This is a genomic window from Enterobacter cloacae complex sp. 370H10 (assembly GCF_050031535.1).
Taxonomy (GTDB): Bacteria; Pseudomonadota; Gammaproteobacteria; order Enterobacterales; family Enterobacteriaceae; genus Enterobacter; species Enterobacter intestinihominis.
Genome location: NZ_JBLGWG010000001.1, coordinates 1,687,985 through 1,713,028, shown reverse-complemented (window position 1 = coordinate 1,713,028; position 25,044 = coordinate 1,687,985). Strand labels below are relative to the sequence as shown.

General features: G+C 55.2%; 19 protein-coding genes. 3 read left to right on the top strand and 16 right to left on the bottom strand.

Annotated elements, in window-relative coordinates:
* Positions 1-310 precede the first annotated feature (310 nt).
* Positions 311-1,369 (top strand): porin OmpF, encoded by a 1,059-nt coding sequence (ompF, locus tag ACQG2Q_RS08275; protein WP_023299735.1) that lies wholly within the window; start codon positions 311-313, stop codon positions 1,367-1,369.
* Positions 1,370-1,553: 184 nt separating this feature from the next.
* A complete protein-coding gene (locus tag ACQG2Q_RS08270) occupies positions 1,554-2,744 on the top strand; it encodes an amino acid aminotransferase (RefSeq protein WP_023299734.1) in 1,191 nt (396 codons plus the stop codon).
* A gap of 52 nt (positions 2,745-2,796) precedes the next feature.
* Here the strand turns inward: ACQG2Q_RS08270 and ACQG2Q_RS08265 are convergent, their stop codons facing one another.
* The 7 genes from ACQG2Q_RS08265 to cmoM all read right to left on the bottom strand — a co-directional run bounded on the left by ACQG2Q_RS08265 (position 2,797) and on the right by cmoM (position 13,433).
* Positions 2,797-3,444, bottom strand: a complete 648-nt coding sequence (locus tag ACQG2Q_RS08265) for an MBL fold metallo-hydrolase (protein ID WP_023299733.1) — start codon at positions 3,442-3,444, stop codon at positions 2,797-2,799.
* Between the two features lie 20 nt (positions 3,445-3,464).
* Complete coding sequence (locus ACQG2Q_RS08260; protein ID WP_003858202.1) at positions 3,465-4,016, bottom strand: YcbK family protein; 552 nt, start codon at positions 4,014-4,016, stop codon at positions 3,465-3,467.
* A gap of 175 nt (positions 4,017-4,191) precedes the next feature.
* Positions 4,192-6,015, bottom strand: a complete 1,824-nt coding sequence (gene ldtD / locus ACQG2Q_RS08255; RefSeq protein WP_063137584.1) for a L,D-transpeptidase — start codon at positions 6,013-6,015, stop codon at positions 4,192-4,194.
* Positions 6,016-6,194: 179 nt separating this feature from the next.
* Entirely contained in the window at positions 6,195-10,643 is a 4,449-nt protein-coding gene (mukB, locus tag ACQG2Q_RS08250) for a chromosome partition protein MukB (protein WP_426759100.1), read from the bottom strand.
* On the bottom strand, positions 10,643-11,347 hold the full coding sequence (mukE, locus tag ACQG2Q_RS08245) for a chromosome partition protein MukE (RefSeq protein WP_003858208.1): 705 nt from the start codon (positions 11,345-11,347) through the stop codon (positions 10,643-10,645). Before mukE ends, mukB begins: the two co-directional genes overlap by 1 nt.
* The gene (mukF, locus tag ACQG2Q_RS08240) at positions 11,328-12,650 is read right to left on the bottom strand and encodes a chromosome partition protein MukF (RefSeq protein ID WP_096216843.1); all 1,323 of its coding nucleotides are present in this window, start codon (positions 12,648-12,650) and stop codon (positions 11,328-11,330) included. Before mukF ends, mukE begins: the two co-directional genes overlap by 20 nt.
* Before the next feature lie 3 nt (positions 12,651-12,653).
* Positions 12,654-13,433: a tRNA uridine 5-oxyacetic acid(34) methyltransferase CmoM gene (cmoM, locus tag ACQG2Q_RS08235; RefSeq protein ID WP_006809373.1), complete on the bottom strand. Its 780-nt coding sequence runs from the start codon at positions 13,431-13,433 to the stop codon at positions 12,654-12,656.
* A 120-nt stretch (positions 13,434-13,553) separates the two neighbouring features.
* On the opposite strand from cmoM, the gene elyC reads away from it, so the two are divergent.
* Positions 13,554-14,333 carry an envelope biogenesis factor ElyC gene (gene elyC / locus ACQG2Q_RS08230; protein ID WP_022647634.1) on the top strand — a complete coding sequence of 260 codons (780 nt, stop codon included), beginning with the start codon at positions 13,554-13,556 and terminating at the stop codon, positions 14,331-14,333.
* On the opposite strand, the gene ACQG2Q_RS08225 is transcribed toward elyC, so the two are convergent.
* The 9 genes from ACQG2Q_RS08225 to rpsA form a co-directional block, all read right to left on the bottom strand.
* The gene (locus ACQG2Q_RS08225; RefSeq protein WP_023299729.1) at positions 14,310-15,203 is read right to left on the bottom strand and encodes a YcbJ family phosphotransferase; all 894 of its coding nucleotides are present in this window, start codon (positions 15,201-15,203) and stop codon (positions 14,310-14,312) included. The two genes, elyC and ACQG2Q_RS08225, sit on opposite strands and share 24 nt — an antisense overlap.
* Before the next feature lie 130 nt (positions 15,204-15,333).
* On the bottom strand, positions 15,334-16,080 hold the full coding sequence (gene kdsB, locus ACQG2Q_RS08220; protein ID WP_022647632.1) for a 3-deoxy-manno-octulosonate cytidylyltransferase: 747 nt from the start codon (positions 16,078-16,080) through the stop codon (positions 15,334-15,336).
* Entirely contained in the window at positions 16,077-16,259 is a 183-nt protein-coding gene (gene ycaR, locus ACQG2Q_RS08215) for a protein YcaR (RefSeq protein ID WP_003858220.1), read from the bottom strand. The genes kdsB and ycaR overlap by 4 nt, the downstream gene beginning before the upstream one ends.
* A gap of 45 nt (positions 16,260-16,304) precedes the next feature.
* Entirely contained in the window at positions 16,305-17,534 is a 1,230-nt protein-coding gene (locus ACQG2Q_RS08210) for a winged helix-turn-helix domain-containing protein (RefSeq protein WP_063849197.1), read from the bottom strand.
* Between the two features lie 43 nt (positions 17,535-17,577).
* Positions 17,578-18,555: a tetraacyldisaccharide 4'-kinase gene (gene lpxK / locus ACQG2Q_RS08205; protein ID WP_063149038.1), complete on the bottom strand. Its 978-nt coding sequence runs from the start codon at positions 18,553-18,555 to the stop codon at positions 17,578-17,580.
* The gene (msbA, locus tag ACQG2Q_RS08200; RefSeq protein ID WP_023299725.1) at positions 18,552-20,300 is read right to left on the bottom strand and encodes a lipid A ABC transporter ATP-binding protein/permease MsbA; all 1,749 of its coding nucleotides are present in this window, start codon (positions 20,298-20,300) and stop codon (positions 18,552-18,554) included. Before msbA ends, lpxK begins: the two co-directional genes overlap by 4 nt.
* Before the next feature lie 36 nt (positions 20,301-20,336).
* Entirely contained in the window at positions 20,337-22,601 is a 2,265-nt protein-coding gene (locus ACQG2Q_RS08195) for a ComEC family protein (protein ID WP_063849198.1), read from the bottom strand.
* 212 nt (positions 22,602-22,813) lie between these two features.
* Positions 22,814-23,101: an integration host factor subunit beta gene (gene ihfB, locus ACQG2Q_RS08190; RefSeq protein ID WP_003858233.1), complete on the bottom strand. Its 288-nt coding sequence runs from the start codon at positions 23,099-23,101 to the stop codon at positions 22,814-22,816.
* A 170-nt stretch (positions 23,102-23,271) separates the two neighbouring features.
* The gene (rpsA, locus tag ACQG2Q_RS08185) at positions 23,272-24,945 is read right to left on the bottom strand and encodes a 30S ribosomal protein S1 (protein ID WP_003858235.1); all 1,674 of its coding nucleotides are present in this window, start codon (positions 24,943-24,945) and stop codon (positions 23,272-23,274) included.
* Positions 24,946-25,044 lie beyond the last annotated feature (99 nt).

The window sequence follows — 25,044 nt, the reverse complement described above, 5'->3', positions numbered from 1 at the left end:
TAAATTAAACATAAGGAAATCATATATATAAGAATAAAGTGGAGGTTTAATTCACCAGAACGCGCTGAAGTTTGAGGTGCTTCACAAAGTTCCCAAAAATACATATTTAGTTACACATATTTTCTTTTGGTAACTGAATCTTGAAGATTGTAGCACTTTCAGTGTAGCGAAACGGTTCTATGAATGGAAAGATGCCTGTCAGACACATAAAGACACCTAACTCTCATCAATAGTTCCGGAAATATTTATTGACAGAATTTATTGACGGCAGTGGCGAGTGTCATAAAAAAACCAATGAGGGTAATAAATAATGATGAAGCGCAATATCCTGGCAGTGGTAGTCCCTGCCCTGCTGGTAGCCGGTGCAGCAAACGCTGCTGAAATCTATAACAAAGACGGCAACAAATTAGATCTTTACGGGAAAGCAGTTGGCCTGCATTACTTCTCAGATTACGCGGGCAACGATGGCGACAACACTTACGCGCGTCTGGGCTTCAAAGGTGAAACTCAGATCAACGATCAGCTGACTGGCTACGGTCAGTGGGAATACAATTTCCAGGGTAACAACTCTGAAGGCGGCGATGCGCAGAACGGCAACAAAACCCGTCTGGCATTCGCAGGTCTGAAATTTGGTGACGCAGGCTCCTTCGACTACGGTCGTAACTACGGTCTGGTCTATGACGCAATCGGCATCACCGATATGCTCCCTGAGTTCGGCGGCGACACCGGCGCGAGCGATAACTTCTTCGCAGGCCGTACGGGTGGTCTGGCGACTTACCGTAACAGCAACTTCTTCGGCCTGGTTGACGGTCTGAACTTTGGTGTTCAGTACCTGGGCAAAAATGAACGTGATGACGCAGTACGTTCCAACGGCGACGGCTGGGCGACCTCTCTGAGCTATGACTACGAAGGCTTCGGCATTGTTGGTGCTTATGGCGCCGCTGACCGTACCAACAACCAGCAGACGCTGGAATGGGGTAAAGGCGACAAAGCTGAACAGTGGGCAACCGGCCTGAAATACGACGCGAACAACATCTACCTGGCAGCCATTTATGGCGAAATGCGTAACGCAGCGCGCCTGGGCAGCCGTGGTTTCGCTAACAAGTCTCAGGACTTCTCTGTTGTCGCTCAGTACCAGTTCGATTTCGGCCTGCGTCCATCCATCGCTTACTACAAATCTAAAGCGAAAGACGTAGAAGGTATCGGTGACGAAGACTACATCAACTACGTTGATATCGGTGCGACCTACTACTTCAACAAAAACATGTCTACCTATGTTGACTATCAGATCAACCAGCTGAAAGACGACAACAAGCTGGGCATCAACAACGACGACATCGTGGCTCTGGGTCTGGTTTACCAGTTCTAATCAGCACACCTCGTTGCTATATGCTTAATGAACAGGGCTTCGGCCCTGTTTTTTTATTCCCGAGAGAAAATAATAGCGACTTTTGAAAAGCCGCACGCTTTTCGTCGCAAACGGTTGGCATTTTGTAAATCTACCGTTAACCTGATAGCGGATTTCACTTCTGTAATCACAATGGAACTTCGTCATGTTTGAGAACATTACTGCCGCTCCTGCCGACCCAATTCTGGGCCTGGCCGATCTGTTTCGTGCCGACGACCGCCCTGGCAAAATCAACCTGGGTATTGGTGTATATAAAGATGAAACCGGCAAAACTCCGGTACTGACCAGCGTCAAAAAAGCTGAGCAGTATCTGCTGGAAAACGAAACCACCAAAAACTACCTCGGTATTGATGGTATCCCTGAATTTGGTCGCTGCACCCAGGAGCTGCTGTTCGGCAAAGGCAGCACCATTGTGAGCGAAAAACGCGCCCGCACGGCGCAGACCCCAGGCGGTACCGGCGCACTGCGCGTGGCGGCAGATTTCCTGGCGAAAAACACCTCTGTGAAGCGTGTCTGGGTAAGCAATCCAAGCTGGCCGAACCACAAGAGCGTGTTTAATTCTGCGGGTCTGGAAGTCCGTGAATACGCCTACTATGACGCGGCAAACCATGCGCTGGACTTCGATGGTTTGCTGGCCAGCCTGAGCGAAGCCCAGGCGGGCGATGTGGTGCTGTTCCATGGCTGCTGCCATAACCCAACTGGTATCGATCCTACGCTTGAACAGTGGGAACAGCTGGCTAAGCTGTCCGTTGAAAAAGGCTGGCTGCCGCTGTTCGACTTCGCTTACCAGGGCTTTGCCCGTGGTCTGGAAGAAGATGCTGAAGGTCTGCGCGCATTCGCCGCCGTCCATCAGGAGCTGATTGTCGCAAGCTCCTATTCCAAGAACTTTGGTCTGTATAACGAGCGTGTCGGCGCCTGTACGCTGGTGGCCGCTGACGATCAAACTGTCGATCGCGCATTCAGCCAGATGAAGTCCGTGATCCGCGCTAACTACTCCAACCCACCGGCACACGGTGCGTCTGTAGTTGCGACGATCCTGAGCAACGATGCGCTGCGCGCAATCTGGGAACAAGAGCTGAACGATATGCGTCAGCGCATTCAACGCATGCGTCTGCTGTTTGTGAACACGCTGGCTGAGAAAGGCGCCGACCGTGACTTCAGCTTCATCATCAAGCAGAACGGCATGTTCTCCTTCAGCGGCCTGACCAAAGAGCAGGTGCTGCGCCTGCGTGAAGAGTTTGGCGTCTATGCCGTTGCCTCTGGCCGCGTGAACGTTGCAGGTATGACGCCTGACAACATGGCGCCACTGTGCGAAGCCATTGTCGCGGTGCTGTAACCTGCACCCATAAAAAAAGCCTGCATCGCGCAGGCTTTTTTATTGTAAGCGTTTACCAGACAGGCATTTCATCCTGAAGGAACGGGTTATGTAACCGCTCATCGCCCAGCGTTGACATTGGTCCGTGTCCAGGGATAAACGTCACATCATCACCTAACGGTAATAACTTCTGCTTAATCGACTGAATCAGCTGACCGTGATCGCCGCGTGGGAAATCGCTGCGTCCTACGCCCCCTTTGAAAATCACGTCACCGGAGATCAGCAGGCGTGACACGTCATCAAAGAAGACAATATGGCCAGGCGTATGCCCGGGGCAATGCAACACCTGTAAAGTTACATTCCCTACGTTAACGCGATCGCCTTCGTTCAGCCAGCGGTCCGGTGTCAGTGGCTGACAGTCATCCAGACCAAACATGCGGCTTTGGGCAGGCAGCCCCTGAAGCCAGAACTCATCTTCTTTTTCCGGGCCGATAATCGGCACACCGTAGTGTTCAGCCAGTTCAGCCGCTGCACCCACATGGTCAAGATGGCCATGGGTCAGTAAAATCTGCATCAGCGTTACACCGCTGGCAGCGACTTCCTGCTTGATTGTCTCTGCGTCGCCACCGGGATCAACAAGCGCGGCCAGTTTAGTTTGTTCACACCAGATCAATGAACAGTTCTGTGAGAACGCGGTAACCGGAATAATACGATAGTTCATACTGCTCCTGTGTTTCGTTATTACCAGTGCCGAACCGGCCCGGTATCAATATGCACAAAGTTGCTACGTGGGTAGTATCCTACACCACCTGCGCGCATAGATAACGCCGCTTTGCGAATATTGGCTAACGAAACGCCTTCAATATGGAAATCCATCGCCTGCCCTTTGGTGTGATAGCTTTTTTTCGCTACCCCACGGCTGTGGGCGCGCAGTTCATTGTTGGTATCCAGAGAGCGATAGCCAGAAATGAGTTGCACCGGCCTTTTGGTCCCCAGCAGTCCCTGCAAGCGGTAAAGCTGATCGAATAATCCAGGGTCGATGGCTTTGATTTTGTTCGCGCGGAAATCACGGAAAAAATGGTTGAGTCGTGCTAATTCATCCTGAATATAGCCTCTGCCATCGAAAAATTCCGCTTTAAGCGTCTCACCAGTATGCAGATTGTTGAGCGTTAAAATACGCGGACGAGGTGTCGAGAGGGTGGCAAATGCTGGCGTCGGAAGGATGGCTGCTGCGCCCAGCGCAACGCCACCTAACGCCAGCAATTTGCGGCGATTAGCGTCAAATTTGTCCATGATAATCAGGTCTACAGGTAAAAGAAATTGTCAATATGCTTAGCGCACGAAGGGCACCATAACTGGCAAAGCCTGCTACGTCAAGGCGCCCAATCCCAGTGAATACGCGGCTTGCAGCCAGATCGCCTCATATTCACCATAACTTACGACAATCATTTTTACCGAACTACTTCATTTACCTGATTAATTGTTCCGCTTTTGGCAAGATTTGTGCGCCGGATCGCGCTGTCAGATCATAATTGTAAATATCTGTACGATACTGGGTACGTCCGTCCGCGCCCACAAACGCCGTCAGATAGTAAAGATTGACCGGAATATTGTGGCGGATATTGACGTAACGCGTATCCCCCTGCTTCAGGGCATCTGATATCCGCGTATCGTTCCAGCCTGCATCCTGCAACAGCATATTCGCCAGTTCGGAGGCCTTATTCACGCGAACGCAGCCAGAACTGAGCGCGCGTGCGTCTTTCTGAAACAGATTATGGTTCGGGGTATCATGCAGATAGATTGCGTCCGAACTTGGCATATTGAATTTGTAACGTCCGAGCGAGTTATGCGCACCCGGTGCCTGCTGGAAACGGAACGGCAGGTTCGAAGGCGTAATCGTTGACCAGTCGACCATCCAGGGGTCAATCGCTTCTTTGCTGTTCCAGCCACGCATCACCGTATAGTTATGTCGCTCCAGATAGCCCGGGTCATTCCAGACCTTAGGCAGGATATCTTTGCGCGCCAGCGTCGGCGGCACGTTCCACGGCGGGTTAACCACCACGTTATTCAGCGCGCTGCTCATCATCGGCGTTTTGCGGTCAGGTCGACCCACAATCACGCGGGACGCCAGCACTTCGCTACCGTCCTGATAGTAGACCAGAGAGTACGCCGGAATGTTGACCATAATGCCGGTGGATAACGTGCCCGGCAGCAAGCGCAAGCGCTGGATATTCAACGCCAGCACCCCTGCCCGCTGGGCCGGAGAGACGTTCAGCCAGTCGCGAGTCGATGGACCAATCACGCCGTCGGCGCCCAGCCCCTGCGCGGCCTGGAACTGCTTCACTGCCGCGACCAGCTCGCGATCGTAAGCGGCGGGCTTATTGCTCAGCGCAACGGCGGTTTTCTCTTTTACCGGCGCCGACGGGCTGACGACTGCGTTTTGCGTCTCGTCGCCGGGCAGCGCAATTTTAGGGCCGCTGTCAAGCATGCCAGACCGTTTCATAATTTCGCGAATCGCAGGCACATCGCTGCTCCATTGTCCCGGACGCAGCGTTGCTGTTCCACGCAACTGAGGCCACGGGCGGGAATCCGCGACCAGCTCAAGAAGCGACTGATGCATCGTGGCATACTGCGGGTGGGCGGGCGCAAGGCTTGCGATAAAGCGCGGCAGTTCACCGTTGTCCAGCGACAGCTGCCACTGATTAATGACGGACAGCGCGGGCGTCGCCAGCTTGTACGGTTTACTGCTGTATAACCAGCGGTTGCCGTTCACCGAAATCCCCGCCACAAACTGCAAGTAGCCCATCATGGCATCAGACAGCACCACGTCACGCGCCTGTCCGGTTACGGCAGGGTCGGTCAGGAGTTCAACCCAGGTCGTGAACTGTGGCTGAAAACCTGCAATCGCCACTTCAGCCAGCTGCTGCTGGAAGGCACGTACCGCCTCGCGATTTTCCCACATCGGTTTCATATCGCGCGCAGCGTAAAGCAGCGTGAGCTGGTTAATATAAGCGGGGGTATAGCCCGAGGGCAGCCCGGTCATAAGCTGCTGGCGTAATGATTCAGTATCGATGCCTTCCGGCAGCGGTTTAATGCCGGCCATGATGGCCGTCGCCGGAGACTGATCCAGCGGTTGTGACAGCGACGTCGGCTGCGCGCCCATTGTCGCGGAGCTGTCAGTCGGTACAATTTCAGGCTCATCGGCCTGAGCGGTAAACAGTGGAGCAAACATCACTGTCAGGCACAAACTCAGCGCAGACAGCTGACGACCACGATCTTTCTTAAGCAACATCCCTTGCCCCCTGTTTTTCACGACATGCCCAGTATTATGGAGCTTTCCTTCAGTATAGAAAGGCATACACGCTGCTGCCTTGCCTTATGTAAAGAAGTTTAAAGATAACGCAGCCCTGAACACAAGTTAAGTGAATAAAAAAAGCGACGCCTGAGCGCCGCCTTTTATCATACCCCGGGTTAAGAGGCGTCAGCCGTGCCCGGTAATGACTCCGGTGGCTGCGGGGCGAAGCCACGCAGACCTACGACGTGTACATGTTCACTGTTCTGGAACACTTTACGCACCAGCTTATAGGTTGTCCCTTTTTCCGGACTGATGTTTTCCGGCGCCGCGATGATGAGCTGCATATCGAGTCGCTCGCAAAGCTCAAACAGCGTGGCGATGGAGCGGGCGTCGAGACGCGCGGCTTCATCGAGGAACAGCAGACGGCATGGAGAGATGTCCTTGCCACGCAGACGACGCGCTTCATCTTCCCAGCTCTGCACCACCATCACCAGAATCGACATACCGGTACCGATGGCTTCACCGGTAGAGAGCGCACCGGATTCCGCGCGCAGCCAGCCGTCTGAGCCACGGTTAACCTCAACTTCCATTTCCAGATAGTTGCGGTAGTCCAGCAACTCCTCGCCGATGGTTTGCGGCGTACGCTGGCCCATGTCAATCTGCGGATTCAGACGCTGATACAGCTTCGCCAGCGCTTCGGAGAAGGTCAGGCGGTTACTGTTGAACAGATCCTGATGCTGCTCATGCTGTTCAGACAACACATCCAGCAGCGTGGAGTGCGCCTCACGCACGTTCACGTTCAGCCGCACGCTGTTGACCTGGCCAAACGACACGCTTTGCAGGCCCTGGTTCAGCTGACGGATACGGTTCTGCTCGCGCTGAATGGTTTTACGAATAATATTCGCCACGCTGCGGGAGCTGATTGCCAGCTTCTGCTCGCGGGAGGTCAGCTCCTCCGTCAGACGGCCCAGCTCGATCTCCATCTGTTCGATCGCTTCAACCGGATCGTCGGTACGGATGATGTCCTGACGAATACGCTCGCGTAAGTGCTGATAAACCGCCACGAAGAACTGAATTTTGCGCTCAGGACGCTTCGGATCTTCGGACATGCGCAGCACGTCGCGCAGGTGTTCATTGTCCGCCACGGCCAGACGCAGCGCACCCAGCGCCTTATCCGACATAGAGCGCAGTTCATCGGCTGACAGGTACGCCAGCTCGCGACGGTGCAGACGACGCTCCACGTTGTTGTCCTTCACCATGCGCATCACCGCGCACCAGCCCGCCTTCGCGGTCACAACCTGTTCACGCATCTCAAAATAGTCGCGCTCCAGCTTGCGCAGACGACGCGTCAGGTTGTCCATCTCCGCTTCACAGAAGGTCAGCGCTTTTTCGAGCTGATTACGACGCGCACGGTTGTTGCTGAGCTGAGCATGCAGCTCATCGCGGCGAATACGCGCCCGCTCTTCTGCGCCGCTGTCGGCGCGCACGCCAATGTCCTGCAACTCTTTATGCAGGTCATTTAACAGCTCTTTCTTGGTGTCGAAGGAGCTTTTCAGCGATGCCATGACCTGGCTGTACTGGCTCAGCTGTGCAGCGTGAGTACGCATCGCTTCACGGGCGCGCGTTCGTTCCGCTTCGGCCTGCTCAAGACGCTGGCGCAGCTTTTCATTCAGATCGCTGTTCCCGCTCAGCATTTCTGCTGAATCGGAGTAGCCGAAGTGTGCGCGACGTTGCACCACTTCCGTGAGGGCAAACGCCTGCTGACGCGCTTCGCGCTGCACCTGCTGTGACCAGGCGTAATCTTCTTTTAACTGCTCAAACTGTTCCGGGTCGCTCTGGAGAACGGAAACCATCGGCTCCAGTTTTGCCAGCTGATTGCCGTGTTGCTGCACAAAGCGCGCCGCTTCCTGCGCTTCGTCCAGACGTTCCTGAATCTCATCCACGCGGTCGGCGAGCGTATCGTCCGCCAGCAGGTTCAGGCGCGGCAGGATGCGGTTAAGGGCCGCAACGCCTTCTTTCGCCTGCTCAAACTGCACGCGGCTTTGCTGGTTGTCATTTTCATGGCTGGCAAGCGCACGCTCCAGCTCACCGCGGCGGGTGTTGAGCTTACGAATTTCGGCTTCCGGATCGGGCTGGAAGGCAACGCCCAGATGGCTGCCGATAAAGCGGCTGAACGCCTGATGCAGACGCTGGGTTTTCTGCACGTCAAACGACAGGGTCGCAAAACGCTCTGAAAGCGTTTCACGCTCGGCGTGCAGGCTTTCAATACGGTTTTCACGCGCGGCGCGGCCAAACAGCGGCAGTTCCGGGAAGCGCGAATAGCGCCACTGGCGATCGGCGATTTTCACCACCACCGCTTTTTCCAGCTCGTCGACGCTGAATACGCTGTCATCAAACGACTGCGGATCCCCTTCGATGAGGTAGAGATCTTCCGGGCAGTCTTCCAGCCCTGCAAGCTGGTCAGAAATCAGCGACAGATCCGGCACCACAATCGCGTTACGGGACGGACCGTACAGCGCGGAGAAGTACGGCGCATCGTCCAGGCCGACGCCGTCGTAAATTTCAGACAGCAGCACGCCGCCGAAACGCTCGGCTAACGCATTCAGGCGCGGATCTTCTGAGCCGCCAGGCTGGCTTAAACGCTCGATTTCTTCATCGACGTCACGCTTGCGCGCGCCCACTTCGTCACGCTCAACAATCGCTTCGCGTTCGCGCTCCAGCAGCTGTTGCATGTATTCGGTGACGTCCTGGCTGGAGGCAAACTCCTGACCACACTGCTCGCTGAGCTGGTTCAGGCTGCTTTGTGCGGCCAGCCAGATCGGCGCACGCTGTAAGAGCGTCTTCGAACGGGACTGAAGCTGTTCCAGCTCCTGACGCAGCGTCATGCGCTGTTCGCTGGCGTTCGATACGGTATCGGACAGGGCCGCAATACGCGCTTCCAGCTCCTGATGCAGAGCCTCAAGCTCGTCGAAATCGTAATTTTTACCCTGACGTTTGCAGAATTCCGCCAGCAGACGCTCAGCTTCCTGCTGTTCACGCAGACGCTGTTCCAGCTCGTTCAGGCGCATGCGCAGCGGCTGCACCTGTTCGGCCAGATGGCGCTGATTGACGCCGTCGCGCAGTAGCTCACGGGCAACGTCCCACGCTTCGTTACGCGCCAGCGGACCGTTGATCGCCACCACCAGCTGGTACGCCTGCTCAAACTGGCTGTGTGCCGTTTGCGCCACGCTCATTTTCTGATCGAGAGAAAGCAGTTTCTCAGTGGCTTCCTGCTCTTTGGCCTGGAAGGTATCCAGCCATTCGTCAGCGCTTTCAGGGGTCAGGTCCGGCAGGTGGCACAGCTCTTTGGCACGCTGCAACGCCTGCAGCGCCTGGTTGTATTGGATCGCGCGGGTCTGCTGCACGTCCAGCGCCTGCTGGTAGTCTGCGAGCTGACTTTTCAGCTCATCCACTTCCAGCTCGGCGGCTTCCGCGCGGGCTTCGTTCTCTTCCTGCAAATCGGCGGCTTCTGCCACCACTTCATTTTGCTCTTCAAGACGAATTTGCAGCTCATCGAGATCGGCTTCATAGCGCTCGATTTTTTCCTGCTGACGCAGCGCGGTTTGCACCAGGTTCAGATGATCGCTGGCCGCCTGGTAATCGGCTTCCAGATCCCCTTCGGCACCGTTGTGCTCGCCCAGTTCGCGCGCCATTTCGACATGCTTATACTGCTCGGCGACCAGCTGTTTGCGGGAGGTAAACAGCTCGCGGCGGTATTCCAGCGCCTGATCGAGATGAATACGGCGCTCGTTGGCGTGACGCATATAGTCTGCCGCCACGTAGTTGGTGGCTTCGCTGATCAGGTGCTTAAACAGATCGCGGTCAGATTGCGTAACGCGAATCGCTTCCAGCGTCATGCGGTTTTCACGCAGCGCGGCTTCCATATCCTGGAAGGCCTTACGCACGCCGCTGTTTTCCGGCAGCAGGTAGTCGCGCAGGGAGCGGGTAATGGCGCTTGAGATACCGCCGTACAGGGAGGCTTCAATCAGACGGTAGTATTTACTACGATCTGACGCGCTGCGCAGACGACGGGCCACCACGCCGAGATCGAACATCAGAGAGTGGTAGTCGGTAATGGAGTTAAACTGCTTAAACTGCACGCCTTCGATGGCTTCCAGCTTGTCTTTCAGCTCCTGGAGCGTCAGAACGCGCGCCTGTCGTTCATTCAGGGTTTCCGTCAGCAGCGCGGTCGGCTGCACGGAGGTTGGCAGCCCCTGGATCGCAAACGGTTTGATATCTACTTTACGGTCGCGGCCGGCAACCTGCTGCAGGCGCACGCCTACAACCACGCGCTGATGACGGGAGTTGATCACGTCCAGCACCGAATAACAGACGCCCGCTTTCAGCTTACCGTGCAGCCCTTTATCTCGGGAGCCGCTCGTTGCACCCGCTTCAGTGGTGTTACGGAAGTGCAGCAGGGTCAGGTCAGGGATCAGCGCCGTCACGAAGGCCGCCATGGTGGTGGATTTACCTGCCCCGTTACCGCCGGAGAGCGTTGTCACCAGCTCATCCAGATCGAAGGTTCGGGCAAAGAAGCCGTTCCAGTTAATCAGCGTTAGTGAGCGAAATTTACCGCGTTCAATCATTACTCTTCCTCCCCGCTATCCGGCTGATTCTCTTCGTGCTCGTCATTGAGCTGCAAATGGTTTTCCACCGGCATCGCTTCACCGTCACGGATCATGCGCAGCTGTGCTTCACGCGCATCGTCACCCGCACGCACGTCGGCACCAAAGCGGAAGACCGATTCGGTAATGCGGAACTTGCTGCTGTCGTGACCCATGAACCAGACCATTCCCAGACGGCGCAGACGGTTCAGGGAAGAGCGAACTTTTTCCTGTAATTTCTGACGGTCCAGATCGGACCCCGTCGAGCGATTATTTACCAGCTTGAGCAGCTTGCTTTCATCCGCCAGCGACAGCAGCTCATCGTAAAGCTCCTGCTGGGTGAAGATCCCTTCATTCGCCAGACGTTCCGGGCTGAGGTAGAGGTAGCAGAGAATTTTGCCGACCATCATATCCAGTTCGGAAAGCACCGAGCGCGGAATAAGCGTAGTAGAGCGCGGACGCAGGTAGAAAAACCCTTCCGGCGCGCGGATCAGCTCAACGTTATAGCGAGCGTAAAACTCTTCCAGATACTCCTGAAAGTCCATCAAAAAGGCGTGATTATCCAGCTCGTCAAGGCCAATGTGACGACCGGCACGCAGCTGGCTGTCCAGCGCCGGAAACAACGGATTCGCCAGCGCCTGTGCCAGCTTAACTGGCATCACTTGTTCAATATTTGTCAATGACATGCGCCTGTACCTTGGCTCCGTAATCGTTAATCGGCTGCCACTTCGGCGGCAGTCCGGTAAAATCGGCTTGTGCGATGCCCAGGCGCACCGCCTGGTCTACAACAATGCGGGCTACATCGAAGTGGCGCGCGCGCGGATACTGCGCCAGATAGTCGCGTACCACGAGGCCAAGATCCAGCGGTGCTTGTCTGGCTTTATAGACAGCGAGCTGTTCTTCGATCATCGCCGCAAGCTGCTCGTGAATTTCGTTAAATTCTTCGTATTCCAGATCCGGCGGCAGTTCCCCGGTAACCTCTTCATCACGCAGCGCCATCTCTTCGTCGCGCATATCCAGAAGACGATCGGCGTTGGCGTAGGTCAGCGCCCACGGCGCATCAAAGTAGGTCTGTACCGACTGGCGCAGACGCTGAGCAAAGACGCGGTTCTTATCCATATCGATGGCGGTACGGATAAATTTATGCACGTGGCGGTCGTAACCGATCCACAGGTCGATCGACTGCTGGCCCCAGCTGATAATGCGGTCAAGCTTACTCTGCAAATCAAACACCAGACGGTCGATAAAATGCAGATCGTCGTGCGCCATCGTCGCGTCCTGGATGCGCAGCAGGTTGGCCTGCAGCTTATCCCCAGCCGCCTCCAGCGTATCCTGCAACTCACGTAGCGTACCGGACGTTTCTGACAGCAAAAGTTCACAGCTGGAGATGGCCGCACGCCAGTCTTTATTCAGCAGTTGAGCGATATCGTCTTTGACCTGCTGCTGCTGTTCGTCCATCAGACGTTGAGTCAGATCGATACTGTCGAAAATCTCGGCGACCGAGTATTTTAGCGGCGCGTAAACGTTGCGATGCCAGTGGAACTCGTCACCGTTTTCATCAGCCGCGTCGGCGGCACGCTTCAGCTCGCCTGCAACAATGGAGAGCTGCATGGAGAGACGCAGCGTGGAAAATTCGCGCTGGCGGATGTAATAGTCGGTAATGCCAATGCCCAGTGGCGTAAGACGATAGATGGCGTTTCCTTCCGCCTGCTCGCTGGTAAAGCGGTTCAGCAGACGTTGACGCACCATATCATTGATTGCGTTGTTGGCACGCACGCTAATGGTTTCGCTGGTTTGCTCAAACGCATCACTGACGTGGCGGAACGCATCCACCAGTTCGCCTTCACTCATTTCGCCATCCAGGCGTTCGCCGTTTAGCGTCGCAACCGCCAGCAGGAATGAGAGTCTGTCTACCGGCAGCGAGATGGAGAAATCGTTTTTCCTGGCCCAGGCAACCAGTTCGGGGACTGTCTGGGAAAATTCACTCATAGATTATCCTTGCATCTGCGGCTTGCGCGCGGTGACGTGGATATAGCGGCCAAGGCTCAGATAAGGCTCCTGGCGGCAGTACCGCGTCTCTATTTCTGTTAAGGCGTCTAAACAGTCATCCTGTTTTTGTTTATCACGCAGATAATCATGAAACACCCTCACGCCAGTTTTGCCGGTAATTTCCCAACCGATCTCCTCCAGCCAGCCATAGACCTGCTGCGGTTCACGGGGGAAATCCGGTGAAAGCGTGCGTCGTTTCTTTTTATACATGCCCTGCTGTACATAGCCAAAATTGCCGACCAGCACGTTTCGCATTAGCAGGCCGTTGGCATTGTAAAACATCAGCGATAACGCACCGCCCGGGCGCAACATCGACCACAGCGTTTTTAACATCGCTTGTGGTTCGGCGACCCATTCGAGCACAGCATGAAACAATATCAGATCAACCTGCGTTTCCAAATGCTGCGGAATGTCCTGAGCGGCGCAATGTATAAAATGCATGTTGTCGCTCACACCTTTCTCTTCTGCCGCTCGCCCGGCGCGCGCAACCATCTCGGCAGAAAGATCGCAAAGCGTGACGTGATGTCCCCGCTGCGCCATCAGAATTGCAGTCTGCCCTTCCCCACCGCCGGCATCCAGTACGCGCAACGGTCGGTCACCAAATTCAGCCAGCAGCTTATCCAGATCCTGCCAGAGGATCGTCTGACGAAGCTGACCTTTGGTGGTGCCATAAATGTTGCGCGAAAACTTTTCCGCGATGTCATCAAAATTGCGATCCCGCATTGGGAGGGTTCCACTCACTGCAAAACCGCTATTTTGTCACACCCGCGCGGAGAATGAACCACTCTGGTGTAATATCACGGGCAATCGCCTGCTGTATGGTTAAAAAAGGAACCAAAAAGGATGCTTTTTACCCTAAAAAAATATATCGGAGGCATGATGCTTCCCCTTCCCCTGCTGTTGCTTCTCATCGCGCTGGGGCTGGCATTGATATGGTTTAGCCGCTTTCAGAAAAGCGGTAAATCCCTCGTCACCGTGGGCTGGCTGGCGCTGCTGTTACTCAGCCTGCAACCGGTCGCTGACGGTTTGTTACGCCCGATTGAAAACACCTACCCTACATGGCAGGGAAAACAGAAGGTGGGCTATATCGTGGTGCTGGGCGGCGGGTATACCTGGGATCCGAACTGGGCGCCCAGCTCGAACCTGATCAACAACAGTCTGCCGCGTCTGAACGAGGGGATCCGCCTGTGGCTGGCCAATCCGGGATCGAAGATGATCTTCACGGGCGCTGCGGCAAAAACCAACCCGGTAAGTACCGCTGAAGCAGGGGCAAGAGTGGCTGAATCGCTTGGCGTACCACGTTCCGCCATCATCACACTGGATAGCCCAAAAGATACCGAAGAAGAAGCTGCTGCGGTGAAACAAGCCATCGGTGATGTGCCGTTCCTGCTGGTGACCTCTGCTTCACACCTGCCGCGCGCAATGATTTTCTTTGAGAATCAGGGCCTGCATCCGCTTCCTGCTCCGGCAAACCAGCTGGCCATTGACGCCCCGCTCAACCCGTGGGAACGGATAATCCCGTCCCCGGTATGGCTGATGCACAGCGACCGCGTCGGTTACGAGACGCTTGGCCGCCTGTGGCAGTGGCTTAAGGGTTCGTCAGGCAAGCCAGGGCAGGAGTGATTTTGCGGCCAGATCGAAACTGGCCCGATTAAAGCGCCCAGTGTTGACCAGTTGCGCCACCTCATCCCAGAGAAGATAGAGCCAGCGTCGCCAGAGAAAGGCCTCCGCAACGGGGGCGCGCTGAAGATAGTGCCAGAGCAAATCTTCCGCCGCCCCGCCCTCGCTCAGCCTGAACAGTTCATACTCGCGCGGCGCCCAGAGCATGATCCCCGGCCCGACCATTGCCAGAAGCTGATCGCTGCGCGAGTCTTTAAGCATACTGCGCAGCGTGAAGTTGCCGTGAACCAGCACGCAGTTGTCGTTAAAACCCTCAAACAGCGTCGGAAGACATTCCCGGGTGCGGAACAGAATACGTTTGTCCTGCATCGTTAAACCGGTGTTGTTGAACTGGTTCAGCGTGCCCCAGAGCACTTCGACACGCTGGCGATACCATAGCGGCCACAGGTTTTCCTGGGTGCTGTCTACCGCGCCAACAAGACCCCGGCTGTCCTGCCGATGCCAGGCAAGCAGAGCCTCGACAATTTGATCTTTCAGCTGTTCCCAGCGCTCCGGTGTACGCGTCGGAGCTTCAACAGAAACCCCGCGTAAACGTTCAATAAGCAGAACATCCGGGCCGGGATGCTCCTCATGGGTCATCACGCCGTAGACCGTCGGCATACGGACAGTCCCTTCCCGCGCCAGCATCGACATTTTCCAGGCCAGCTGTCTGGCGACGCCCGGCGAGGTAAAACTTCTGGCCATCAGCGGCATGGGGTTTCCCTGACTGTCGTACAACGACCAGAGTGCGGTATCGGCCTTTTCATTCACGCATTCCACCCGGCTTAGCTGTTCGCCAAGGAGATGGCTGAGTTCAGCACGCAGCTGTTCCATATGAGATTACCCCCATTAAGACTACTGCTTTTATAATGAGCGCGCGAACCCCGGATGTCACCCGGTCGAGATCAATAATGAAAAAGAAAAGGAAGAGAACATCCCCCCAGAACGAGGGGATGGCAGCGAATTAACGCAATTCGACGCGTACGCGCTCAAGATCTTCAGGCGTATCCACGCCGGTGCCAGGGACTTCCTGGGCAACCGCAACGTGAATTTTCTCGCCGTACCACAGCACGCGAAGCTGTTCGAGCATTTCGATATGCTCAAGCGGGCTTGGTGCCCAGGCGACATAGCGACGAATAAAGCCGGCGCGGTAGCCGTAAATACCGATGTGGCGCAGGAAGGTTTCGCCGATCGTCTCTTTCGATTGCGCGAAACGATCGCGATCCCACGGAATGGTGGCGCGGGAGAAATAGAGCGCGTAGCCCTCTGCGTCCATGACCACTTTCACCGCATTCGGATTGAACGCCTCTTCAGCGTGGTGAATCGGCACCGCGAGGGTCGCCATGCCAACCTTACGCTGGGCCAGGTTGTCGGCCACCTGACGGATAATAGCCGCCGGGATCATCGGCTCATCGCCCTGCACGTTCACAATCACCGTCTCGTCACTGAAACCGCATTTTTCGACGACTTCCGCCAGGCGCTCGGTGCCTGACTGGTGGTCGGCACGGGTCATGCACACTTCCCCACCCGCGGCCTCAACCGCTCGCGCGACATCCGGGTGATCGGTGGCGACGATGACGCGTCCGGCGCCCGATTCGCGTGCCCGTTCAAGGACATGCACAATCATCGGTTTACCGTTGATATCCACCAGCGGTTTACCTGGCAGGCGCGTTGAAGCATAACGCGCAGGGATAATGACAACAAAACTCATGGTTTGATCTCTTCTGCCACCAGAGAACGGGCTTCATTTTCCAGCAGGACCGGAATACCGTCACGCAGCGGGAACGCCAGGCTGTCCAGTTTGCAAATCAGCTCTTGTTTATCCTGGCTGTAATACAGTTTGCCGTTGCACACCGGGCAGGCAATAATTTCAAGTAAACGGTGATCCATAGTTCCTCCGTATGGGTAATTGCTAAAGCTTACCACATTCTTTTTTCAGGGAGTGCCTGTTTCCCAGCCACCTCGACAGGTCGTAAACAGCCCCGCAGGCACGCGACCGAGTACAATTTCATACGCCCCCTGCCAGCGCGCAAATTCACTGAGCGCAGACGTTAGCCCTTTTTCCAGGCCAGCCGTGACTTTTATGCCCTCTTCCAGCCAGAGCGCGATAATTTCAAGCGTGCCGGTTTTACGGTGCATTTTAGCGTCCATGCGCCCGACAAGCTGCCCTTTATGAAGCAACGGCAAAACAAAATAACCGTACTGACGCTTTTGCGCCCGGGTGTAGCATTCCAGACGGTAGCTGAAATCAAACAGCTGTTCGGCCCGCTTTCTGTCCCAGACTACGGGGTCGAATGGCGAGAGCACGGCACTGTGGGTCGCCTGGAGTTTGCCCTCTTGCGCCTGCGCCAGCAGAGGGAACAAATCCGCATGCAGCCACATTTCACCTAACGACTCAACCGAGACCGGCATCACGCGCTGTTCACGCTGCCACGTTTCCAGCAGCGGTTTTAGCTGCGGCTGACGCAGGCGATAATAATCCGCCAGCCACTGTGGGCGGAATATGCCCAGGCTGCGGGCGCTGTTCCCGAGCATGATGGCTTCGGCTGCGTCCTGAGACAGCAGGTCACGCGTATCGTCCCAGTGAGGCATAACGCGGTGCGTGAGGTCATAGACGCGCTGAAAGTTGCGGCGCTCGACCACCATCACTTTGCCCGACGTAAACAGCCCTTCAAGATGGCGTTTGTGCGGTTTCCACTCCCACCATCCGCTTGCGCCTTTTCGCGGGTGTTCAAAATCCGCAGAGCGTACCGGACCGTTTTCCTTAATATGGGCAATCAGTTGTTCAATTTCATCCGCGTGTTCCGCCATCCACTCCTGGCGGTATTTCCAGCCCATTTTGTCCGGGGCGAGCATTCGGTGACGCACCAGTGCAAAATCGCTGCGCGGGAGAAAACAGGCTTCATGCGCCCAGTATTCCATCAGTTCGCCCTGACTTAGCGCATTATCCAGCCACTGCGGAGGATAGTTTCCCAGGCGGCTAAACAGGACCAGATACGGGCTACGCGCCACGATGTTAATGGTGTCGATTTGCAGCAACGACATGCGTTGCACGGTAGAGAGGATATCCGCTGGCTGTGCGCGGCGGCGGGACTTTTTCAGAAGCCCCTGGGCGGCAAGATGCAGGTTTCGTGCGGCTGCAAGTGAGAGTTGCGGTAGAGACATGCGTTTTCCTGTCAGTCAAAGCGCCACCGGAACCGCGTAGAAGTTACTGCACTAACGCGAGCAGTTCCTTGAGCAAATGTTCCGGCTGTTCGCCGCTGAGTTCAGCATCAACCGGCAGATACCACCAGTTTTCTTTCGCAAAGGCCCGGCATTTTACCGCGTCTTTTTCCGTCATGATCAGCGTCTGGCCCGGTGCGGCCAGCCTCTCAATCTCTTCGGCAACCAGCGCCTGGTGATCGGCCAGCGGTACCCGTTTCTCCAGCCGCGCGCCGCACTGCTCCAGCGTCGCGAAGAAACGCGGCGGATGACCAATCCCGGCCATCGCAATCAGATGATCCAGTAACGCGACGTCTTTACGCTCGCCGGTCAGCATATTCACTGCCTTTCCGGGACGAAGATGCATCGGGATCTCACCCGCTCTGGCTTCACCACCGTTTACAATCACGGCATCGACGCTCTTCAGGCGAGACGCACGCTCACGCATTGGACCGGCTGGCAGCCACCAGCCGTTGCCAAAACGCCGCACGCCGTCAATAACCACGATCTCTTTGTCACGCGCCAGCGCGTAATGCTGCAAACCATCATCGGTAATTATGATTTGTACGTCATGCTCTGCAAGCAGTGCCTTTACGGCATCACTGCGCACCGGCGATACCGCAACCGGCGCGCCAGTACGTTGGTAAATCAGTACCGGCTCATCACCGGCTTCAGCGGTTGTCGTAGCTGGGCTCAGCACCAGTGGATACTGCGCCGCTTTACCACCGTAACCGCGTGAGACAACTCCCGGGCGGATACCGCGCTTCTGGAGCTGTTCTACCAGCCAGATCACCACCGGCGTTTTGCCGTTTCCACCCGCCGTCAGGTTGCCGACCACCACTACCGGTACCGGTGCGCGCCAGGCGCGCTTGATCCTGAGGCGATAAAGCAGACGAATAGCACCGCTCACCAGGCCATACAGCCAGGAGAGCGGGAGAAGCAGCACCCACAGAGGGGATTCACCCGACCAGATGCGTGCAATCATTGACCGAACTGCATTTTATGAAGCTGCGCGTATACACCACGTTGTTCCAGCAGGTCCGCATGGCTGCCGCGTTCAACGATAACGCCGTCTTCCACCACCACGATTTCGTCAGCCTGTTCGATGGTCGACAGACGGTGCGCGATAACCAGCGAGGTACGGTTTTTCTGTAATTCATCCAGAGCCGACTGGATAGCGCGTTCAGATTCCGTATCCAGTGCGGACGTTGCTTCATCGAGGATCAGAATCGGGCTGTTGCGCAGCAGCGCTCGGGCAATCGCGATACGTTGACGCTGACCACCGGAGAGCAGCACCCCGTTTTCGCCAATGATCGTATCCAGACCGTTATCCATTTTGTTAATGAAGTCCATCGCATAGGCCATACGCGCCGCATTCTCGATCTCTTCACGGCTGTACTCTTCGGTACGGGCATACGCAATGTTGTTCGCCACCGTATCGTTGAACAGATGCACGTTCTGCGAAACCAGCGCGACCTGGTTACGCAACGACTGTAGGGTATATTCCCGCAGGTCGTGACCATCAAGCAGGATTTCGCCCTGGTCGATATCGTAGAAACGGGTAATCAGGCTGGCAATAGTCGACTTGCCCGAACCGGAACGACCGACCAGTGCAACGGTTTTACCCGCCGGGATGGACAGGCTGATATCACGCAGCGCCGGCACTTCACGGCCTGGATAGGTAAAGGTCACGTTGCGGAATTCCAGGTCACCTTTAGCGCGCTCGATCACGCGTGTACCTTCATCTTTTTCCTGTTCGGAATCGAGGATGCTGAACAGCGTCTGACAGGCTGCCATCCCGCGCTGGAACTGGGCGTTGACGTTAGTCAGCGATTTCAGCGGACGCATCAGCGCAATCATGGATGAGAACACCACGGTAATGGTACCCGCAGTCAGGGTTTCCATGACGCTCGGGAAGCTTGCTGCATACAGGACGAAGGCCAGGGCCAAAGAGGCAATCAGCTGAATGATCGGATCGGAAATCGACGAGGCCGATACCATTTTCATCCCTTGCAGGCGCATTTTGTTGCTGACCTTGTCAAAGCGTTTGGTTTCGACTTCCTGACCGCCGAAGATCAACACTTCCTTATGGCCTTTCAGCATCTGCTCGGCGCTGGTAGTCACCTGCCCCATCGTATTCTGCATATTTTTACTGATGTTGCGAAAACGCTTTGATACCACGCGGATCGCGATGGAGACAATCGGCGCCAGCACAATAAGGATCAGCGACAGTTGCCAGCTGTAATAGAACATCATCGCAAAAAGACCGATGATGGATGCGCCTTCACGCACAACGGTAATCAGTGCGCTGGAAGAGGACGACGCCACCTGCTCTGAATCGTAGGTAATACGCGACAGCAGGGTACCGGTTGACTGTTTGTCAAAGAATGAGACTGGCATCCCCATCATATGGCTGAATAACCGACGGCGCATGGTCATCACCACTTTACCGGATACCCAGGAGATGCAGTAGCTGGATACATAGCTGGAGATTCCGCGTAAGATCATCAGCCCAATAACCACCAGCGGCATCCATAGCAGCACTGAACGATCCGTTTTACCAAAACCATCATCCAGTAACGGTTTGAGAAGCGATAACATAAACGTATCGCTGGCTGCGTTGAGGATTAACGCTACGCCCGCCACGATCAAGCCTGCTTTGAAAGGTGCAATCATCGGCCAGAGCCGGCGGAACGTTTGCCACGTGGAGAGATCTTTGTCGTTATGCATTCAAAAAACCAGCATTTGTTGAAATAGCCGCATATTCTACCCGTTATCTACGGGCGCGCCAAACCACTGATGATACCAACGCGGTAAATAGTGTTCACGTAAGCGGCGAATTTGCCGACTTTGGTGCGAAAACGTCACAGTTATCTGTCCGGACTGCGGGGTATCAAGCCAGAGATATCCCTCAGTTCGATAGCGCCTGACTACTTTGATGGAAGGGAAACGCCACGCGTTATAGCGGGCCATCGAGGCCAGCGAAACCTGCCCCTCCACGCGCTGTAGCAGCGGTGTTGAAGATGACGTGTTACTCCCATGATGCGGCACCTGAATCAGTGTAGCCGCAAGTTGACGCCAGCGGTGGCTCATCATTGCCAGTTCTGCCTGCGCTTCAATATCTCCGGTCAGTAAAACGCTCTGTTCGCCGTCATCGATTTTTACCACACAGGAGCGGTTGTTACCTTTCGCCGGGGTGTTTTCGGGTGGCCAATGCACGGAGAACGTTAACCCATGCCACTGCCATCGCTGTCCACGAAAGCATGGAAGATGTCCGGCCCAGGCTAAGGGGCTTCTGATCCACATTGCAGGCCAGGCAGCTTTTAGCGATGCCAGTCCCCCCGCGTGGTCGAGATGTTCATGGCTCAGGATCACCCCTTCCGGCCTCAGATGATGCCAGCGTAGCCAGGGGATAATCAGCTGCTGCGCGCTGTCCCCACCGGGCCATGCCAGCCCGGTGTCATACAGAATGGCCTTCCCGTGACGCTCAATGACCATCGCCAGCCCTTGCCCTACATCCAGCATATGCAGGGACCAGCTGTCAGTTTTAATCCTGTGCCAGAGGGGAAATGCCATCACCACGCTGCCTGCCAGACAGAATGCGGGTACTGCGCTGAAGGCCCTGAATCGCCAGCCAATGATCAGCAGCCACGGCAGTAACGTCAGGTATTGCCAGCGTTCATCCACGTCCTGCCAGCCATTCGGTAAACGCATCAATAGCCAGAAAACTCCTGCCAGAGACTTATCGGCAGCCAGCCAGACGATACTTTCCAGCGTCGCCACCGGAAACAGATGCAGAAACATGCCGAGCAGGATCAGTGGAACTGAGATAAACGTTACCAGAGGAACAGCAAACAGATTCGCCACCAGCGAGGAGAGACTGAAACCATGGAAAATCAGTACCTGAAGCGGCAACAGAAGCAGCAGCATTCCAACCTGCAAATACAACAGCGTAACCAGCGGCCGCAGGCACCGGCCACGTTGCCAGTGCGGGAGAGGCAACCACTGATACCAAAAAATAAGCGCGGCGACCGCAAACGCGGATAACGCCAGGCTTTGTGACAGTACCGCCAGCGGATCGAAAAACAGGATCGCCGCCACGCAGGTAAGCCATACCTGCCAGGGCGACCACTGGCGACCACTCATTTTTAATGCAGCCAGTACCACAAGCGCCATAACCGTACGCAGCGCGGGCGGCTGCAAGCCCGTTAGCCATGCGTAAAACGCGGCAAAATGCAGACCTGCCAGTAAAGGCACTTGCCAGATAATCCAGCGGCCCGGCAGGAAAAATTGGATGCCCCGAGCCAGTAGCCAGACAGCAGAAGCGGCCAGCGCAATATGCAATCCCGAGATTGCCATCAGATGCATCGTTCCGGTCTCACGCATCAGGTTTTTTATCTCCCGCGAGACCGACAACCGCTCCCCCATCCCCAGCCCCAGGATCACGGGCCCCCACTGATATGCTGAAAGCGTATTCTGTAGTGATGTCAGGTATTGCGAACGCAGGCTACAGCGTGCGTCGACAATCTCCGCATGGGTAAACCGTCCGCTCAGCGTCTGGTGTCGGGCAAAGGCGTTTTTCTGCGAATCATAGCCGCCATCGTTGAGTTCTCCGTGTACCGCCCTGAGCCGCAGGGTCATCGCCCAGCGTTGACCCACGCAGACATTTTGAGGCAGGTAGTTGCCGTAGAGTGACACGCCCATGGCAGCCCATACACGTTCTCCATTGAGGCTGATAATCCTTCCCTGATGCATCGTTGCGCCGTCCGTTGCGGTAATGACCACCTCGGCCTGCTGCGGTGCTTTCGTTAAATGGTTCATCGGCCACACGCTTTCCTGAGCGGCCAGGATCCCCCAGCACATAAAAAGCAATGCGAGGCCTGAAAACCTGAGCCATTTTCTCTGCTGTACGGATAACGCAATTCCTGCGGCAATCAGCAACCAGACAATATGCAAATCTGGCAAAACGGGTAACCAATAGAGCGGGATTATGGCCAGAATGGCGCACATACTGATAACGTGGATCCCCATCTTCACCTCCATGTTTCAGGCGATTATGCGGCGGGAGTGATGCGTCGTCAGACAGAAAAGGCGTGATTTACAGCGGGCGCTGCAACGTTTTTAAGCGTTTACAGCAAGGAGAAAATGAGAATGCGGCGCGTATTCAGAAATGCAGGGGCGGGATACAAAAAAAGCACCCTAAGGTGCTTTCTTTAAACTCAGTTTAACCCTGATGATTAAACTCAGTTACCGTAAATATTGGCGCGATCGCGCAGTTCTTTACCCGGCTTAAAGTGCGGAACATACTTTCCTTCCAGCTCCACTTTATCGCCAGTCTTCGGGTTACGCCCGGTACGTGGTGCACGATAGTGCAGGGAAAAACTACCGAAACCGCGGATTTCAATGCGCTCGCCCTGGGCAAGAGTGGTAGCCATATGCTCCAGCATCTCTTTAACGGCATCTTCCACAGCCTTGGCAGGGATATGCGGTTGCTGACTGGCAAGTCTTTCAATCAATTCTGACTTGGTCATGATTCCTCCGGTTCCTTTCAAACCCATTAGCTGAACAGCTTATTAAACAAGGGCGGCCGTAGCCGCCCTTTGTTATTGATTACAGGACGAATCCTGCAATCTGTCAAGTCTGCTCTCCATCCTTCGCGCTGTAAATGCGTTACAGCTCAAATGATGGTGCGAACCTGAACTTACTCGCCTTTAGCTGCTTTGAAAGCTTCAGCCATTGCGTTGTTAGAGAAGTTTGCATCTTCTTGTTTGTTCACAGTTGCGATTGCATCTTTCTCATCAGCTTCGTCTTTAGCACGAACAGACAGGCTGATTGCACGGTTCTTACGGTCAACACCGGTGAACTTAGCTTCAACGTCGTCACCAACGCTCAGAACCAGAGTTGCATCTTCAACGCGGTCACGTGAAGCTTCGGAAGCGCGCAGGTAACCTTCAACGCCGTCAGCCAGTTCTACGGTTGCGCCTTTAGCGTCAACAGCAGTCACTTTACCGTTTACGATTGCGCCTTTCTTGTTCAGTGCAACCCAGTTGTTGAACGGATCTTCTGCGAGCTGTTTAACGCCCAGGGAGATACGTTCACGCTCTGCGTCAACCTGCAGAACAACTGCTGCGATTTCGTCGCCTTTTTTGTATTCACGAACTGCTTCTTCGCCTGCAACGTTCCAGGAGATGTCAGACAGGTGAACCAGGCCATCGATGCCGCCGTCCAGGCCGATGAAGATACCGAAGTCAGTGATAGACTTGATTTTACCTTCAACGCGGTCGCCCTTGTTGTGGGTTTCCGCGAACTGCTGCCATGGGTTGTTTTTGCACTGCTTCAGGCCCAGGGAGATACGACGACGTTCTTCGTCGATATCCAGAACCATCACTTCCACTACATCACCAACGTTAACAACTTTGGATGGGTGGATGTTTTTGTTGGTCCAGTCCATTTCGGAAACGTGCACCAGGCCTTCAACGCCTTCTTCGATTTCAACGAAGCAGCCGTAGTCGGTCAGGTTGGTAACGCGACCAGTCAGTTTAGTACCTTCTGGGTAACGCTTAGCGATAGCTACCCATGGATCTTCGCCCAGCTGTTTCAGGCCGAGGGATACACGAGTACGCTCGCGGTCGAACTTCAGCACTTTAACAGTGATTTCGTCGCCCACGTTCACGATTTCGCTTGGGTGCTTAACGCGTTTCCACGCCATGTCGGTGATGTGCAGCAGGCCATCAACGCCGCCCAGGTCAACGAATGCGCCGTAGTCAGTGAGGTTCTTAACGATACCTTTGACTTCCATGCCTTCCTGCAGGTTTTCCAGCAGCTGATCGCGTTCTGCGCTGTTTTCGGATTCGATAACGGCACGACGGGAAACAACAACGTTGTTACGCTTCTGGTCCAGCTTGATTACTTTGAACTCAAGCTCTTTGCCTTCGAGGTGCAGGGTGTCACGGACTGGACGAACGTCTACCAGAGAACCTGGCAGGAACGCACGAATACCATTCAGCTCAACAGTGAAGCCACCTTTAACTTTGCCGTTGATAACACCGACCACAGTTTCAGCTTCTTCGTAAGCTTTTTCCAGCGTGATCCATGCTTCGTGACGTTTAGCTTTCTCACGAGACAGCAGGGTTTCGCCGAAGCCGTCTTCTACTGCGTCCAGAGCAACGTCAACTTCGTCACCTACCTGGATTTCCAGCTCGCCCTGGGCGTTTTTGAACTGCTCAGCCGGGATGGCGGACTCAGATTTCAGACCGGCGTCAACCAGTACTACGTCTTTGTCGATAGCAACAACAACACCGCGAACGATGGAACCCGGACGGGTTTCGATTTCTTTTAAGGATTCTTCAAACAGTTGAGCAAAAGATTCAGTCATGTTTAATCTTCAGGTTAATATTAACGTCCACCTGGCTCCGTGCCGGATGGGGTTGTTTCACATACCCGCCGTCAATCCATTGCAGCGGGGGTACTGCTA